We start from the raw sequence: 15,511 nt of genomic DNA, 5'->3' as shown, positions 1-15,511 counted from the left end.
TCGACTGCCAGTTATTTAGGTAAATTTTGGTCTTTCGATCGCAATCTGTCAATCCGAATTTGTTGCTCTACAACTTGCTGTTTGAGTAGTTCGAGCTGGGTTTGAGCGGCGTACTTCTGAGATTCGAGGAATTGCGTCTCTGATTTGAGCTTTGCCATCCGAGCATTGTGATCGTCGGTGCGCCCTGGCTGATAGGTGATGCCTAGATACAAGGTGATATTGCGACCATCATAGGTATTGAGTGCGCCGCCTAAATTGATACCAAAGTCATTCTCAGTATTGACTGGATTTTGGATGACTGGACTGAGTGGGATATTGGGGTAAGTATAGTTGATCTGTTGGCTATTGGTTTGACCGCTGTTACTGAGATTGTTATTTTGATTGGTTTGGACGTTGGCGTTGTCGTTAGAGTTGTCACCGACACTAAAGTTTTGATTGGAATTAGCGGTCTGCGCCTGTGCGACACTAGTTCCGAGCAATAATCCGGCGATTGTCAATACGACTATGGATTGATATTTTTTCATTGTGCTATGTCCGATCGAGAGATTGGAGCGATAAATATACCCAATCTTAACTTACACACAAACACCCAAAAAATAGACATTTACGGCAGCTTGTTGCTGAGGCGATCGATCTAGGTAGCGATCGCGCAATAATAGGAGCGATCGCCTAATGTTAATTAGCCCAAGACTCGATCGATCCGTGGTAGTGCTAATTGGTGCTGGTGCAATAGCAGGAGCGATTGAATCAGATCGGGGCCGTGTACCTCGCCTGTGAGGGCAGCACGGAGACTTTGCATGACTACGCCCTTTTTGACGTTTTGCTCTTTTGTGACCTGTTTCATCAGCTCCTGAGCCTCGCTCTCGCTCAATTCTGGCTGAGCTTGCAGTGTCGATTGCAGACTCATCAGCACTTCTTTGGCACCTGGTTGGGCGACTTTGGCGGTGGCTTCTTCGCCCAGGGTGACGGCATCTGTAAAGAATGTCCGACTGATTTCGACACATTCATCCAGACGGGCTAAACTCGCACCGATGAGGCTAGTCAGCCGGAGCAACCACGCTCGATCTGCATCGGGATCGAATTTGAACCCCGCAGCTTGCCAATAGGGAATTAGTTCCGGTAATAACTGCTCGGCTGGCATGGCGTGGAGATACTGACTATTAATCCAGTTGAGTTTATCCCAGTCAAATTTACCACCCGCTTTGTTGACGCGATCGAAATCAAACTGTTTCGCCGCTTCCTCTAGTGTAAATAGCTCCTCGGCATCTGGAGATGACCAACCCAAGAGCGTCATATAATTGACCAAGGCTGGTGCGATATAGCCCATTTTTTTGAAATCATCGATCGAAGTTACCCCATCTCGCTTGGAGAGTTTCTTACCTTCAGCACTGAGGATCAGCGGTGTGTGAGCAAATTCTGGCACTTTGACACCCAAGCCTTCATACAACAGGATTTGCTTGGCAGTATTGGCAATATGATCCTCCCCGCGAATGACGTGGGTGATCTGCATATCGATGTCATCGACTACTACCGCGAGATTGTAGAGTGGTTGCCCTAGCTCGTGCTCGTCAGCCGCGCGGGCAATCACCATATCTCCACCCAAGTCGCTACCCTTCCAACTAACTTCCTCGCGCACCAAATCTTGCCAGATGATTTCGCGATCGTCTTCAATCTTAAACCGAATGACTGGACGACGACCTTCAGCAATGAATGCAGCTTCTTGCTCGGGGGTGAGATTGCGGTGGCGGTTATCATAGCGCGGAGCTTGATGATTGGCTTCTTGAGTAGCGCGCAACTCATCGAGTTCCTCGGTAGTAGTGTAGCAGCGATATGCACTACCATTGTCCAATAAAGTTTGGATCGATTGACGATATAAATCTAGCCTTTGGGACTGAAATAGTGGCCCCTCATCCCAATTTAAACCCAACCACTGCATCCCATCGAGGATATTTTGGGTGTATTCAGGTTTGGAGCGTTCGGTGTCTGTATCTTCGACGCGGAGGATGAATGTCCCCCCATAGTGACGGGCGAATAACCAATTGAAGACGGCGGTGCGGGCGGTGCCGATATGTAGGTTACCAGTGGGACTTGGAGCGATGCGAACTCTGACTGTCACGGCTAATTATTTGTAAGCGGTACACCTTTGATTGTAAATGTTTAGGAGGTAGGGTGAGTAGGTTTTAGGCTTTAGGGGGAGAGACTAAAAAAATAGACATCCTGTTGATTTAGGATGTCTGATTGTTGCGTCAAATTGCGGTTCGGTCTTGGTTGCTAGGCTACACGCACTACTGAAAATCCAGATCGAACAACATCTGGACAAACTTAACGGAAGCCGACAGCCGCCTGCCAAACAAAGGCTAGAGCCAAAAATAATACTGGGATGATTGGCAGAACATCCACTAATGGATCGAAGATGGCATATGCTTCTGGCAATTTAGCAATTAGGAGTGCTGCGTCCATATTTGATTAATCCTTGTTTCCAACACAGTTATTATAGTTGCTGGATATTATACCATGCCTGGATCGTCGATACGGGTTACTGGCGATCTAGATTTCACCGCAGTCATGTATCTCGACGATCGCGATCGAGCTTTCCAAGATCTTTAACTTGCTCGTAGTGGCGATCGCCGCTAGCTCGATGACTTGATGTGCTAAAACTGGCAGATGTTCAGGCAACTGCTTTCAAGCAGCGACTCGGATTGACGACATTAAATTATTTATTAGCATATTCTAATTGGGTCGAAACCTGGGGCATCAGAAACGGAGATGGTTCATCTTCTCCTAGCAAGATCAGTTGCTGACAAGGGATTTTATCTGATAAGATAGAACTAGCCATCATGCCAGTATGAATTTCAAGAAAGCCATAACTGGGCGTCTCAAAAATCAACCGCTGTCCGGGAAAAACAACTCGCTCAAAGTACCAATTCTGGACATTGGTAATTCTGGCAATCTGCATCTGACTAGTACTGTTGACATAGCAGCAGCAGATCTGATTCTCATTGTCTTGAGGTAAGGGATCGAGAATGTGGGGCATAATAATCTATTTCACCTGGTACCCAAAAAAAGACTTACACGATCGAAGGTATCACTCCTGTTTAGTTAGAAGCTGTAAACTCGACTACTTTTTGCAGTTAATGGGGATCGCTGGGATCGATCTGTGTGAAACGGTGCTAAACATCCAGCCAATCTCAATCGTCGCCTACCTTTCTCCTGAGATTTTATGTAAAGTTATATTAAAGGGATCGATCGACTTTACTAGTAACCATCACCATTTAGCTTAAATGAACACACGGATTCTTTACTGTCGGCTACCTTGCAATCCAATTTTCCCGATCGGGGTTGTCTACTTATCCGATCACGTTCACAAGCAGTTTCCGGATGTCGAACAAAGAATCTTTGATGTCGGCGCAGTACCGCCACTTGACTATGGTAGTGCGCTCGATGCGGCGATCGACCAGTTTCAGCCCAATTTATTAGTTTATTCCTGGCGAGACATCCAGATCTACGCACCTGTTGGCGGACGCGGTGGGAATCCGCTCCAGAACTCCTTTGAGGTATTTTACGATCGCAATCCGCTCAAAAAATTGCGTGGAGCCTTGGGTGGGGCGCGGATGCTTACCAGCCACTATACCGAGCTGTGGCGTAATATGTCTCTGATTAAGCGCGGACTCAAGCGCGCCAAGAAACACAATCCCGACACTAAACTAGTCGTCGGTGGTGGGGCTGTGAGCGTCTTCTACGAACAACTAGCTAAAAGTTTACCCAAGGGTGCGATCGTGTCGATCGGCGAAGGAGAAGCCCTGCTAGAGAAGATTATTAGAGCTGAAGATCTAGCTGGCGAACGCTGCTATATCGTCGGTGAAGCACCGCGCAAAGGCTTGGTACACGAACCGCCAACCCCGATCGAGAAAACGGCGTGTAATTACAATTATATCGAGACGATCTGGCCAGAATTTAGTTACTATTTACAAGATCGAGACTTCTATGTCGGCGTGCAGACAAAACGTGGCTGTCCGCACAACTGTTGCTACTGTGTTTACACTGTCATTGAAGGCAAACAAGTGCGGATCAATCCGGCTGACGAAGTAGTCGCCGAAATGCGCCAATTATACGATCGCGGGATTCGGAATTTTTGGTTTACAGATGCTCAGTTTATCCCCGCACGGCGGTATATCGATGACGCGATTGAGTTATTGCAAAAAATCGTCGCCAGTGGCATGAAGGATATCAAGTGGGCGGCGTATATTCGCGCTGACAATCTCACGCCCGAACTGTGCGATCTGATGGTCAAAACAGGGATGAACTATTTTGAGATCGGCATCACTAGCGGCTCTCAAGAATTAGTGCGGAAGATGCGGATGGGTTATAATTTGCGTACCGTTTTACAAAACTGTCGCGATCTCAAAGCAGCGGGATTTGAAGATATGGTATCGATCAATTACTCCTTTAATGTGATCGATGAACGCTTTGAAACTATCCGCCAAACGATCGCTTATCATCGCGAAATGGAGAAGATATTCGGTGCCGATAAAGTCGAGCCAGCGATCTTCTTTATCGGGTTACAACCACATACTCACCTAGAAGAATATGCCTTCAAAAATGATGTGATTAAACCAGGATATAACCCAATGAGTCACATGCCTTGGGTCGCCAAAAAACTGCTGTGGAATCCCGAACCATTGGGTTCATTCTTTGGTGAGGTTTGTCTTCAAGCCTTCCGCGACAATCCCAATGATTTTGGGCGGGAAGTGATGAAGATCCTGGAAGCACGGCTGGGTAAATCGGAGCTGGAGGAGGCTCTGACTGCACCTGTAGAGGTCAAGCAATTAGCGAAGGTTTAGCGAAATCGAGGTAGGGGCAATTCAGATGTTCTCCCTACCTTTATTTAGCGATCTCCATGTCTTGTCACAGCGAGATCTGGAGGGAACCTCCAGGGCGCGAAGCCCAACTGTCAACTGTCTGCTTGTCTTGTCTCGCTGCTTGGTGCAACACATGCACCAGGAAACCTCCGCCTGAAAAGCATCCGCAAACCCTCGGCAGAGCCTACGTATCGCGAGCCGCTGGTGCAACACATGCGCCAGGTATCCTCCGCCTGAACAGCATCCGCAACTGTCAACTTTTTAACTAGCTACTTTCGGTTGATAAGTAGAAATCACCTCCAATTCCTTGAGTTGTTTCGCCTCCACATTTGCAGGTGCATTGGTGAGCAAACACTGTGCTTGCTGCGTCTTGGGAAAAGCAATCACATCGCGGATCGAATCTTCGCCAGCGAGTAACATTACCAACCGATCGAGTCCGTAAGCAATCCCGCCGTGTGGGGGGGTACCATATTCAAAAGCTTCGAGTAAAAAGCCGAATTTGTCCTGAGCTTCCGCTGTCGATAATCCGATCGCGCTGAAGACTTGTTCTTGGATTTCGCGCTGATGAATGCGGACACTACCGCCGCCGACTTCGGTACCATTAAAGATGATATCGTAGGCTTGGGCACGGGCGGTGGTCAGATCGCCGATGTCGTCTGGATGGGGCGCGGTGAAGGGGTGATGAAGAGCTTCGAGTCGCTTTTCATCAGCATTGTACTCGAACATGGGAAAGTCAGTAACCCATAATAAATTAATCTTACTATCGTCAATTAAACCCAGTTCGCGACCGATCGCTAGTCGCAAGCGATCGAGTGTTTTATTGACCATCGCTGCATCGCCAGCACCGAATAGTAATAAGTCTCCAGGCTGGGCACCTGTGAGCTTCAGCAGTTGGTATTTATGCTCCTCAGATAGCGAATCTTTAATTGCGCCGATCGTATCGATTTCATTGTTGGCTAGGACGCGAATATATGCCAAACCTTTGGCACCTGCTTCAGTCGCTTCTTTAAATAAGTTACCACCTGGTTTGATTCTGACATTGGAGATCGTTTCATTCCCACCAGGAATCGGTAAGATTTTGACAATCCCACCACTGGCGATCGCCCCTGAAAATACTTTAAATTGGGAGTCTTTAAATAACTCACAAACATTAACCAATTTCAGGTCAAATCTAGTATCGGGTTTATCACAACCGTAATCCTCCATCGCTTGGGCATAAGTCATCCGAGGCAATGGCAGAGCTAATTCTATTTCCTTAATCTCTTTGAAGATTTGATAAATCAATTCTTCATTCAGGCTAATAATCTCTTCCTGAGACATGAAACTCATTTCCATGTCCAACTGTGTAAATTCTGGCTGTCTGTCTGCACGCAGATCTTCATCGCGAAAACAGCGCGCGATCTGATAATAGCGATCGCATCCCGATACCATCAATAATTGTTTGAATAACTGCGGTGATTGCGGGAGCGCGAACCATTCGCCCAAATTTACCCGACTGGGTAAGATAAAATCTCTGGCACCTTCAGGCGTCGAGCGCGTCAGGATTGGCGTCTCGATTTCCATAAAGTCAAACCGATCCTCCAAGCAACGGCGAATCGTCTTAACTACCTGGTGACGCAGTTGGAGATTGGCACTCATCCGTTCGCGGCGCAGATCCAGATAGCGATACTTGAGGCGTAGATCTTCTCGGACGAACTCATTTTCGGTTTGAGATACCTGGAAGGGTAATTGTTTGTGGACGCGGTTGAGTACCTCGATTTGCTCGGCGTAGACTTCGATCTCACCTGTGGGGATGCGGGTGTTGAGGGATTCCTCGGGACGACGATAGACGCGTCCGGTAACCTTGACGACATACTCGCTGCGGAGCGTTTCGGCGATCGGATAAGCAGCTGGCGTCCGGATCGGATCGCTCACCATCTGTACCGAACCCGATCGATCGCGGATGTGGAGAAAAATCACTCCCCCAAGATCGCGGCGACGATCTACCCATCCGCAGAGGGTAACAGTTTCGCCAATTTGTTCGGTGCGGATTGTCCCGCAATAATGGGTTCGCATATGCTAAATCTAATTCGACGATAATTACTTTAAAAGCCCGATTTTGTCCTGAAGAGGTGCGGCAAAAATCTATCTTACTCTCATTCGGATCGCCGAGTCGCGATCGATACCAGATTAACTGGTAAAGTCGAACGAGAGCCAAAATAATTGGCTTCCCTAATTATCTACCATTCTTTGCACCGCAGATCCACGCATGTTGATGTTATCAGAGCGCGATGTTCATGTCTGGAGTACCCATCTCGATCGCGATCGCGAACAGATCGCCGAGTTCAGGCAATTTTTAACGCCTCCAGAACGCCAGCGCGCTGCTAAGTTTATCAACCCGACTCATGGCGATCGCTGGATCGTCGCGCGGGGCTATTTACGCCAAATTTTGAGTCAGTATCTGGATCTGACACCTGCACAGCTCGTGTTTACCTATAGTCAATATGGCAAACCCGCGCTTGAGGGGAGTCTGCTCCAATTTAATTTATCCCATTCTCGCGATCGCGCTGTCTATGGCATCAGTGCCACAGCCCCAATCGGGATCGATATCGAATACATTCATCCCTTACCTGCGGCAGATTTGGTCGATCGCTTTTTTTCTCCCGCCGAGCAAAGTATTTTTCACAGTCTCCCTGTAGAGACCCAGCAAGCCGCATTTTTTCATGCCTGGGTACAGAAAGAAGCCTATCTCAAAGCGTGCGGAACGGGTTTGAATACACCATTAGACCAAATCGAAGTCTCGATCGATCCGAGTACTCCTGCTGCCATCGTTGCCGCCCCTTCAGAGGGAATTTCGTACATTCAGAAACTCGAAATATCGCCTGAATATGCCAGTGCGATCGCGATCGGTAGTGATGTCGTTGGCGGAGCCTCTCCAGGGGAGAATCGCACTTGGCAAAAACCCCGTCGGATTGAATACATGGGCGGTGAAAGTCACAGCTTTGAAACTTTAATTTAAAGCTGATTTGGTAGGGGCAATTCATGAATTGCCCCTACCAAATGGGGCAAAATCTAGATTGAGACACTATTAAGCCCTTCTTTGTAGACCCTCGATATCATTTTTCTGACGAGCCAACATGTACTCAAACTCTATCCCCGCAGCGACACCAAACTGGATCGCGCCCAGAATCCAGAAGACTTCCAGCATAAATCCACCTTGATAGTCGGCGATCTGATTGCCTGCATAGGCAAACCACATGTCCGCAATGTAATAACAGATTATCGCCTGAGCATTAACCTGCCAAGCATTGCTGAGCCTACCGCCCCAAAAAGCCAAGATCATCACGATCGCCAAGGCAAATAACACGACATCACACCAGACATAAAAGGCATTCAATGTCTGACCGTAAGGCTTGAGCAGACCATCAAAAAACATCACCCATCCAGGTGCCTGTGGCGCGGGTGCATCTGCTGGCTTTAGCTCGGGTGTGGGAGTCGCCAGATCTGTCCCAGCGATTGTCTGCACTTGCGACACTACGGGCACTACTGCCGTCGGGTCAATCGCTGGTGGTTTGAGAATCCACGTCACCAGCGTCGCCGCATAAATAGTTACTCCGATGACGATCGCCCATTGATAAATATTGAGCCGGACGCGCTTACTGGCGATCGCGCTGAACATCGCTAGCAACAGACAAAGATAGAAAATTACAAAAAACGGATCGCCCAGCGATCCCGTCGAATTTAGCTGCCAGACCAACTCCCACGAGCTAAAGAAGATATTGCCCATAAAATAAGATAGCAAAGCGATACCGATGAGTAGCCATACCTTGCTCCCACTCGGCATCCGACGGCTCAAGCCATTGCGAATACATAATAACCCCGCACACAAGGTCGGGACATTTTGAAGGATATATGCAGTGAAAATGCGATATAAAAATGGTCTGTCGGTATTTTGGGCTGAACCACTAAAAAACATGTAAGTAAACAGCGACAAAGCCGCCCAGCCAAATGCCAAATAAGTGACATTCTGCTTCCGCCACAGATATTCCCAGCGGGCGAGTGTTTGTGAAAGATCGAGCATATAATTTGGTTGATAATTGACAGCGATCGCTCATTTGGTCGTCGGAAGACTCACAATTTGAGGATGAATGGTGCTAATTATCAGTGTTCCCACCCAGCTCGACAGATCGCTTATCAACCAATCCCTCTACAATTCACGCTGCTGGCTCTAATTTGTCACTGGGAGGGATCGATTAAGCTTGGGACAAGAAATCCACCATTTTTGCCGATAACGGAATGCCAGCTAAAATCTCAGCAAATAGATATTGACCATTCGGATTTACTTCTAAAAATACATACTCTCCATCCGGTTTGAGGCGCAGATCGATCGCTCCATAGACCAAGCCTAATCGGGATAATAGTTGCTGGAGTTGAAGCGCGATCGTGGGATCGAGCGTGTGTGGATTGAAGGGGACATCGTGGTCGAATCGCCAATCGAGGGGCGAGTGCCCGGTTTGAGATTCGATTTCGACTGGATATAATTCACCACCGATCGCCGTGACGCGGATATCCAATCTGGCGGCGATCTTTTCTTGAAAAATTGCTGGGCAATATTGCAAACTATCCAGTCGATCGAGATCGCTAGGTAGGAGGGTCTTGGTGCCCGTACTTTTACCTTTACCTTCACCCATCCCTTTATAGATTAATTCCCACCCGCGATCGGCAAAATCGATGACTTCCAAGGGATTATTGGTAATCAGTGTGTGGGGAATTGTCAAGCCTACCTGCTGGGCGATTTGCAGTTGACGACCTTTTGGTTTTGCAGCGCGATTGTGAGATGGTAAATTCACCCATTTAGCCGGAATAAAACTTTCCAGGTGTTCGATAAATTGCACCCATTCGCAATTAATAAAAACTGCATCAGACTCATCCTCAGTTGCCGCTACGGCGGGTGGTCTGGCGCGTCGCCACCACACGGACAAAATATCTGTAGACTCGACAATCTCGCCTGTCGAAGTTACCAACCTCAAGCCTATTTCATCACCAACAGTGTAGGCAATTTGCAAGTCTCGATTGAGAGCGTGGAGATCGATCCATTCAAACCAAATCTGGCGATCGGTCAAGAGTTTAGTAACTACCTGTGCATGAAGGTCGTCTGCTGGCGCAATAATTAATACTAACTTGGATTTCATAAGCTAATTTCACAAAAGTGGGGAGCCTCTAGAAATAGTAATTAACATGCTGGCAAGCCCGATCTGGCTGCCATTTAGCTCTATTTACTAACTCTCAGACTCTCCACCAAATAGTCACTAAAAACCTAACTAAAATTACATCACATCAGAATCACTATAACCACCAGAACCATTTTTGCTGCTAGTCCTAGGACGCTCGGAAGCCTCTGTACCTGGTTCGACCCCAATCGCTGCTAAGTATTGGTTCTCTTTGGCAGTGACATTTTTATCGCCTGCGGATATTTCGGTCGAGTTAGGCAAAGCTTCTCCACCTAAGACAAAAATTTCGGTTGCTGCTTGAGCAGACGAGCCAAATTGAGTCGCAGTAATTACAGTCAGTAAACTAAGTAAAACAGTGGGTGTAAGTTTGGACATATTAGTCACCTCATAAGTTGGTTGAAGACTCTCGATCGAGTCTTGCCCACATTATGGCATCCACTTATTGAGGATGTCCACTATTTTTTAGATATATGAACTCAGCTAGTCGAAGCTTTAGTCATTAGACATATCGATCGCTTAAAAGCTTACCTAGCAAAGCTTATATTAATTAGTTCTCAAATAAAGCTCAAGTTTCTAGCGCGATTATGAGCTTATTTAACTGAAGTTTGCTTAAATTAGTGACTTTTTAGTTACTTTTTAGTGACCTTCGATCGCACTAGGCTGTGATGCACTCACTAATGGATCTCTTGGCTCCAGCATCTGCTGGTAGCCCATAGCGGTCTACTATACTAAGAAAGACAGTGAAATTCGATCGCCTTAATTTAGCAGGAGCACCATCGCAGTGACTAGTACGCTCAATTGCCCTACCGTTCGCACCTTGCCCAATGGCTTGACCATCATTGCCGAGCAGATGCCGATAGAGGCGGTAAATCTAAATATTTATCTCAATGTTGGTTCATGTTTGGAAACTAATGCGATCAACGGTATGGCACACTTTCTCGAACACATGGTGTTCAAAGGGACATCCAGGCTGGCTGCGGGTGAATTCGAGCGACTGATCGAAGAGCGGGGTGCAGTCACCAATGCCGCGACGAGTCAAGACTATACTCATTACTACATCACCACTGCGCCCCAAGATTTTGCCGCCCTAGCTCCACTCCAAATCGATGTCGTCACCAATCCCCGCATCCCTGATGATGACTTCGCGCGGGAGAAGTTGGTAGTCCTCGAAGAAATCCGCAGATCGCAGGATAGTTCCTCCCGTCGCATCTATCAACAGGCGATCGAAGTTGCCTTCAATCAGCTCCCATATCGGCGTCCGGTATTGGGGCCAGAAGCCGTCATTGAGGGGCTTACCGCCCAACAAATGCGCTTTTTCCACGCCACCCATTATCAACCCAAAGCGATGACCGCAGTGGCTGTGGGGAATCTACCGGTGGAGGAATTAATCGATATCGTCGCTGATGGTTTTGCCGCTCAAAGTGGCAATGTACCGACTGCCGAATTTGTCGGCACCAAAGCTCGGATCGCACCCGAACCTGCATTTACGCGTGTCGTTCGCCAAGAGCACATCGATCCCACGCTCCAGCAGGCGAGATTGATAATGGTGTGGCGTGTCCCTGGATTGGTGGATCTATCAGAAACATATCCGCTGGATATTTTGGCGGCGATTCTCGGCTCGGGACGCACATCCCGCCTCGTCAAGGAGTTGCGCGAAGAACGCCAACTAGTAAACAATATCAGTGTCAGCAATATGAGCAGTCGGATTCAGGGTCTATTTTATCTCAGTGCCCAGTTACCGAGCGCACATCTCGCCGAAGTGGAGCAAATCATCACCCAACATATTTCCCAGCTCCAAACCACGCTAGTTACCGATGCCGAAATCGCCCGCATCCGGCGTCAAGTTGCCAATCGCTATATTTTTGGTACCGAAACTCCGAGCGATCGCGCGGATCTTTACGGTTATTATCACTCTGTCGTCGGCGATCTTGCCCCCGCTCTCAATTATCCCCAGCACATCCAAGCTTTGGACGCAACAACCATCCAACTCGCCGCTCGTCATTACCTCTCGCCACATGCGTATGGAGTGATTACAGTTAAGCCGGAGTAAGTTAAATTAATTGATAATTGATAATTGGGCTTTTAAATGTGTGGTGAGCAGTGTCCACCAGCTAGGTTTCAGACATAATCGATCTGATAAATAACCCAAGTTATTACCTATTTCCTACCTGCGACTGAAGTCGCGGCTGATCTTACAAAGTCCGCCCACGCGGACTGAGAAATTAGTCCGCGTAGGCGGACTTTGCACTCTGAGCAGCGGTTTCTAACCGCTGGGTTTATAGGTAGCAACTTAGGTTAAATAGTTGTATCTACCTGATTACTTCCCCTACTTAATCACTTTCACAGTTTTGACTTGCAACGGTTGCCCAACTTGACAAATGGTCGCCAGATCGGACTTGGGGACACCGCTTACTTGCGCTCTAGTGCCGTCAATTTTGGGGAACTTGCCCATCAATTCATACTTTTTGCCATTATCGGCAGCGAATTGATAACAGACACCTTCTACTTCGATTTTTTTAATCGTGCCAGTGAGATTGACTGTCGCTGGTTTAACTTGAGTCACGCTGGTACTGGTATTGGCGATCGCCAATGGCAATGGCAGTAATGTCCCGATTGTCAAAATTGCCCCAATTACTAAGATATAAAATTTAATTACTTTAACTGACATAATTTAGCTCCAATAATATCCATATTACTAATCTTTGATTACTATAGCTCTAGACGTAAATCTGACTAATTTAGCTCCCGATCGCGCTTACGCTGGACAACCTAAAGTAGTAATATACAGTACGGCTTCACCTTCGGGAATACCCAAAACTTCGTTGACGCGATCGTCAAAAAATCCGGCAATACCACTTACACCCAATTCCAATCGCATCGCCGCTAAATTCAACCGTTGACCCAAATGTCCGGCATCTAGATGTAGATAACGATACACGCGATCGCCATATTTCTGGATCGCCATTTGAAGATCGGCAGTGTGAAAAATAACCGCACCAGCATCGCGCCCCAGTTCTTGTCCCAAGCAGAGATAGTGCAACTCTTGCCGAAAGTTCTTGAAGCGAATTTGACGCAGTTCTTGCGCTCTGGGTGCGTAATAATAGCAGCCTTCTTCCAATCCTTCGACTCCCGAAACAGCAACGAAGGTTTCGATGAGACTCAAGTCAAAATAATTGGGATTTGGATCTAAATTTTGCTCCACATAATGTTGGGGATGATAAGTAAAGTCCAACAAAGCTTTGAGATCCTCGATCGTCAATCCTGCACCTGTAAAGCTCCGAGTCGAGCGACGTTTGAGGATAGCATCTTCTAGACCCGATAATGGCAAAGTATCTTGCCAATTTATCGGTGCTGTTTTTGTCGATACTTTTAGACAAAATGGAAAATTGTATTTATCATCCAACTGAACTGGATTGAGATCTGCCAAATTTGCTGGCAATTGTCTGAATTCAGTAATTTCAGTCATTTGATGACAATAGTTTAGGAGTCTACCATCAGGTAAGTCTGGATATTCGAGATTAATTCTTGAAGGTAATCCTGACGGAAAAGCTGGCACTACTAGATCGGGATAAGCATCAATATCGACGAGCGGAATTACAGTCACAGCAGCTTCTTGTTCTGCATTGAGATATAGTGTCTCATTGATATCTCGATCGACAAAACCACCAATCAAATAAGGACGAAAACCATTCATCGATCCAGCTAGTTCGATATTGCCGAGTAAGTGTCCGGTATCTAGAAAAATCCGCCGATAAGCCCGATCTTGATATCGCCATGCCGATCGATTAAATACCGCTGTGGTAATCAATGTCAATTCGGCAGCCATCAAAGCTGGGTGCATAAAGCAAGCAACTTGGACATTTTGCCACACGTCATTTGCCCAAAAATGGATGAGGGTATGATCTTTGACTTGGTAATTATAAAGTCCAGCTGGTAAGAATTTATTGCCGCGCGATACGAGATATATCTCGGCTGGATATAGTCCACCTGCTGATGGAGCCGCTCGGAGATACATCGGCTCACCCATCGTCTGAATTCGAGCCGTCAATCCATAGCTACACAATAAAAACAATGACAATCTTTGCCACCAAATACTATCGGGATCTTGTTTGGTTGATTTTAGATATGGCTTGAGATCGTAATTCGTACCGATTTTATATTCTTTATATGATGATGGTTGTTGACTCCAGTCTAGTCCCTGACTTTTAGATGCGATCGTTTCTGGATCGTATTTTGTCCGCTGATGATAATGCTGGGCAAATGAGTCAACCATAAGAATTATCGATCTTAAATATACAAAGTGAGAATATTAAGTTAATGAATTATCTGACTAGTAAATATCGTAATTTTTAGATCGATCGACCCAAATCGATCGCTGTCCAAATCGTCCAAGTATCAGTTAATAATAAAAATCCAGTCAGTACCAATAAGGCAAAATACATCCACGGCTGAGATAGAGGATAGACATCTGTCGTATCGATTGCGCTATATTGCTGAATTAGCTTGACCAATCGATCGAACCCCGCTACCCGCATCGGCAGTAAAAAGCCTTCACCATCGCCATTAATAAAATAGTAAACCAATCCACCCTGTCCCGTCGTCCGCATTTTTAAATCTTTAACATCGCTCCACGACACCTCCCAACTTTTGACAAAAAATTTGGGTACCCATCCTGGATAATTGACTTGGATCGATCGATCGTCCACAACAACTCGCTGACTCAATGCCCCCTGCAACGCCGTAAATCCCAATCCAATCCCCACCCACAGCAACCACGCTGGCACCTCTGCATGAGTAAACGTCGCCAGGAAGGGGAGCGGAATCATCAGCGAGATATACAGCAAGCTCAAGGTGATGCGGATCAGTGGGGCAATGTGGAAAGTCATCATTAGGTTTTAGGTTTTAGGCTTTAGGCTTTAGGTAGTAGTTGTAGGGTGTGTTAGCGGAGCGTAACGCACCGTTTATTGTCGCAAATGTAAGGTGGGCATTGCCCACCACATCAATATTTGGATGCTCTTTACCTTAAATAAATGCTAAATTTTTACCAGGCGCGATCGAGTCCCTGTCCCCAAAAAGCGGTAAATTTATGCACAGTAATATCGCCCAAAACCTGAGTCTGACAAGCAAGGCGCAGGTTTCTAGTCGAAGTATGTGGTGGAAAGGCTCGTCTAGCAGTATCTTTCCAATTTGGTGCGGATACTTCGCCCTCGACCTCCACGGCACAAGTGCCACAGGTACCGATGCCCATGCAATTAATAATCCGTGCATTCCCATTGTAGAGATCTACTCCATTGGCGAGTAATACCTGGCGGAGATTGGCTCCAGTTTCGCAGGTGAAGCTTTTTCCTTGGGCAGTGACTTGGGGCATAGGGATAGAGAGTAGGGGGTAGAGGGTAGAGGGTAGGCAAGAAAAGCTCTAAATTTTTACTGCTGATTTAGGCA

16 protein-coding genes are annotated in these 15,511 nt (G+C 46.9%); 3 read left to right on the top strand and 13 right to left on the bottom strand.

Features of this window, described 5'->3' with window-relative positions; all coding sequences use genetic code 11:
- Positions 1-11: 11 nt before the first annotated feature.
- The 5 genes from ACEW9I_RS01200 to ACEW9I_RS01180 form a co-directional block, all read right to left on the bottom strand.
- Positions 12-524, bottom strand: coding sequence for a hypothetical protein (locus ACEW9I_RS01200; RefSeq protein WP_373538552.1), 513 nt, complete (start codon positions 522-524; stop codon positions 12-14).
- 155 nt (positions 525-679) lie between these two features.
- A complete protein-coding gene (gltX, locus tag ACEW9I_RS01195) occupies positions 680-2,116 on the bottom strand; it encodes a glutamate--tRNA ligase (RefSeq protein ID WP_373538551.1) in 1,437 nt (478 codons plus the stop codon).
- A 206-nt stretch (positions 2,117-2,322) separates the two neighbouring features.
- Positions 2,323-2,460, bottom strand: coding sequence for a photosystem II reaction center protein K (locus tag ACEW9I_RS01190; protein ID WP_295615014.1), 138 nt, complete (start codon positions 2,458-2,460; stop codon positions 2,323-2,325).
- A gap of 87 nt (positions 2,461-2,547) precedes the next feature.
- Positions 2,548-2,676: a hypothetical protein gene (locus ACEW9I_RS01185; RefSeq protein WP_373538550.1), complete on the bottom strand. Its 129-nt coding sequence runs from the start codon at positions 2,674-2,676 to the stop codon at positions 2,548-2,550.
- Between the two features lie 37 nt (positions 2,677-2,713).
- Positions 2,714-3,034, bottom strand: coding sequence for a DUF1830 domain-containing protein (locus ACEW9I_RS01180; RefSeq protein WP_373538549.1), 321 nt, complete (start codon positions 3,032-3,034; stop codon positions 2,714-2,716).
- Between the two features lie 247 nt (positions 3,035-3,281).
- Between ACEW9I_RS01180 and ACEW9I_RS01175 the strand changes: the two genes are divergently transcribed.
- Positions 3,282-4,841, top strand: coding sequence for a photosystem II high light acclimation radical SAM protein (locus tag ACEW9I_RS01175; protein WP_373538548.1), 1,560 nt, complete (start codon positions 3,282-3,284; stop codon positions 4,839-4,841).
- Between the two features lie 279 nt (positions 4,842-5,120).
- Here ACEW9I_RS01175 and aspS read toward each other — a convergent pair whose 3' ends face one another.
- A complete protein-coding gene (gene aspS / locus ACEW9I_RS01170; protein ID WP_373538547.1) occupies positions 5,121-6,914 on the bottom strand; it encodes an aspartate--tRNA ligase in 1,794 nt (597 codons plus the stop codon).
- A 193-nt stretch (positions 6,915-7,107) separates the two neighbouring features.
- On the opposite strand from aspS, the gene ACEW9I_RS01165 reads away from it, so the two are divergent.
- The gene (locus tag ACEW9I_RS01165) at positions 7,108-7,857 is read left to right on the top strand and encodes a 4'-phosphopantetheinyl transferase superfamily protein (protein WP_373538546.1); all 750 of its coding nucleotides are present in this window, start codon (positions 7,108-7,110) and stop codon (positions 7,855-7,857) included.
- Positions 7,858-7,926: 69 nt separating this feature from the next.
- Here ACEW9I_RS01165 and ACEW9I_RS01160 read toward each other — a convergent pair whose 3' ends face one another.
- The 3 genes from ACEW9I_RS01160 to ACEW9I_RS01150 all read right to left on the bottom strand — a co-directional run bounded on the left by ACEW9I_RS01160 (position 7,927) and on the right by ACEW9I_RS01150 (position 10,444).
- Positions 7,927-8,919 (bottom strand): hypothetical protein, encoded by a 993-nt coding sequence (locus tag ACEW9I_RS01160; RefSeq protein ID WP_373538545.1) that lies wholly within the window; start codon positions 8,917-8,919, stop codon positions 7,927-7,929.
- Between the two features lie 172 nt (positions 8,920-9,091).
- The gene (locus tag ACEW9I_RS01155; protein WP_373538544.1) at positions 9,092-10,030 is read right to left on the bottom strand and encodes a hypothetical protein; all 939 of its coding nucleotides are present in this window, start codon (positions 10,028-10,030) and stop codon (positions 9,092-9,094) included.
- A gap of 135 nt (positions 10,031-10,165) precedes the next feature.
- Positions 10,166-10,444: a hypothetical protein gene (locus ACEW9I_RS01150; RefSeq protein WP_373538543.1), complete on the bottom strand. Its 279-nt coding sequence runs from the start codon at positions 10,442-10,444 to the stop codon at positions 10,166-10,168.
- Between the two features lie 406 nt (positions 10,445-10,850).
- On the opposite strand from ACEW9I_RS01150, the gene ACEW9I_RS01145 reads away from it, so the two are divergent.
- Positions 10,851-12,119, top strand: coding sequence for a M16 family metallopeptidase (locus ACEW9I_RS01145; protein WP_373538542.1), 1,269 nt, complete (start codon positions 10,851-10,853; stop codon positions 12,117-12,119).
- Positions 12,120-12,395: 276 nt separating this feature from the next.
- On the opposite strand, the gene ACEW9I_RS01140 is transcribed toward ACEW9I_RS01145, so the two are convergent.
- From ACEW9I_RS01140 to ACEW9I_RS01125, 4 genes are all read right to left on the bottom strand, one after another.
- Positions 12,396-12,737, bottom strand: coding sequence for a hypothetical protein (locus ACEW9I_RS01140; protein ID WP_373538541.1), 342 nt, complete (start codon positions 12,735-12,737; stop codon positions 12,396-12,398).
- An 87-nt stretch (positions 12,738-12,824) separates the two neighbouring features.
- A complete protein-coding gene (locus ACEW9I_RS01135; RefSeq protein WP_373538540.1) occupies positions 12,825-14,342 on the bottom strand; it encodes a SagB/ThcOx family dehydrogenase in 1,518 nt (505 codons plus the stop codon).
- Between the two features lie 76 nt (positions 14,343-14,418).
- Entirely contained in the window at positions 14,419-14,958 is a 540-nt protein-coding gene (locus ACEW9I_RS01130) for a hypothetical protein (RefSeq protein ID WP_373538539.1), read from the bottom strand.
- Between the two features lie 152 nt (positions 14,959-15,110).
- The gene (locus ACEW9I_RS01125) at positions 15,111-15,437 is read right to left on the bottom strand and encodes a 2Fe-2S iron-sulfur cluster-binding protein (protein WP_373538538.1); all 327 of its coding nucleotides are present in this window, start codon (positions 15,435-15,437) and stop codon (positions 15,111-15,113) included.
- Positions 15,438-15,511 lie beyond the last annotated feature (74 nt).

This window comes from Chamaesiphon sp., assembly GCF_041738855.1.
In the GTDB taxonomy this organism is placed as follows: Bacteria; Cyanobacteriota; Cyanobacteriia; order Cyanobacteriales; family Chamaesiphonaceae; genus Chamaesiphon.
The sequence above is the reverse complement of the archived record's forward strand: the minus strand, read 5'-3'. Positions and strand labels throughout refer to the sequence as shown.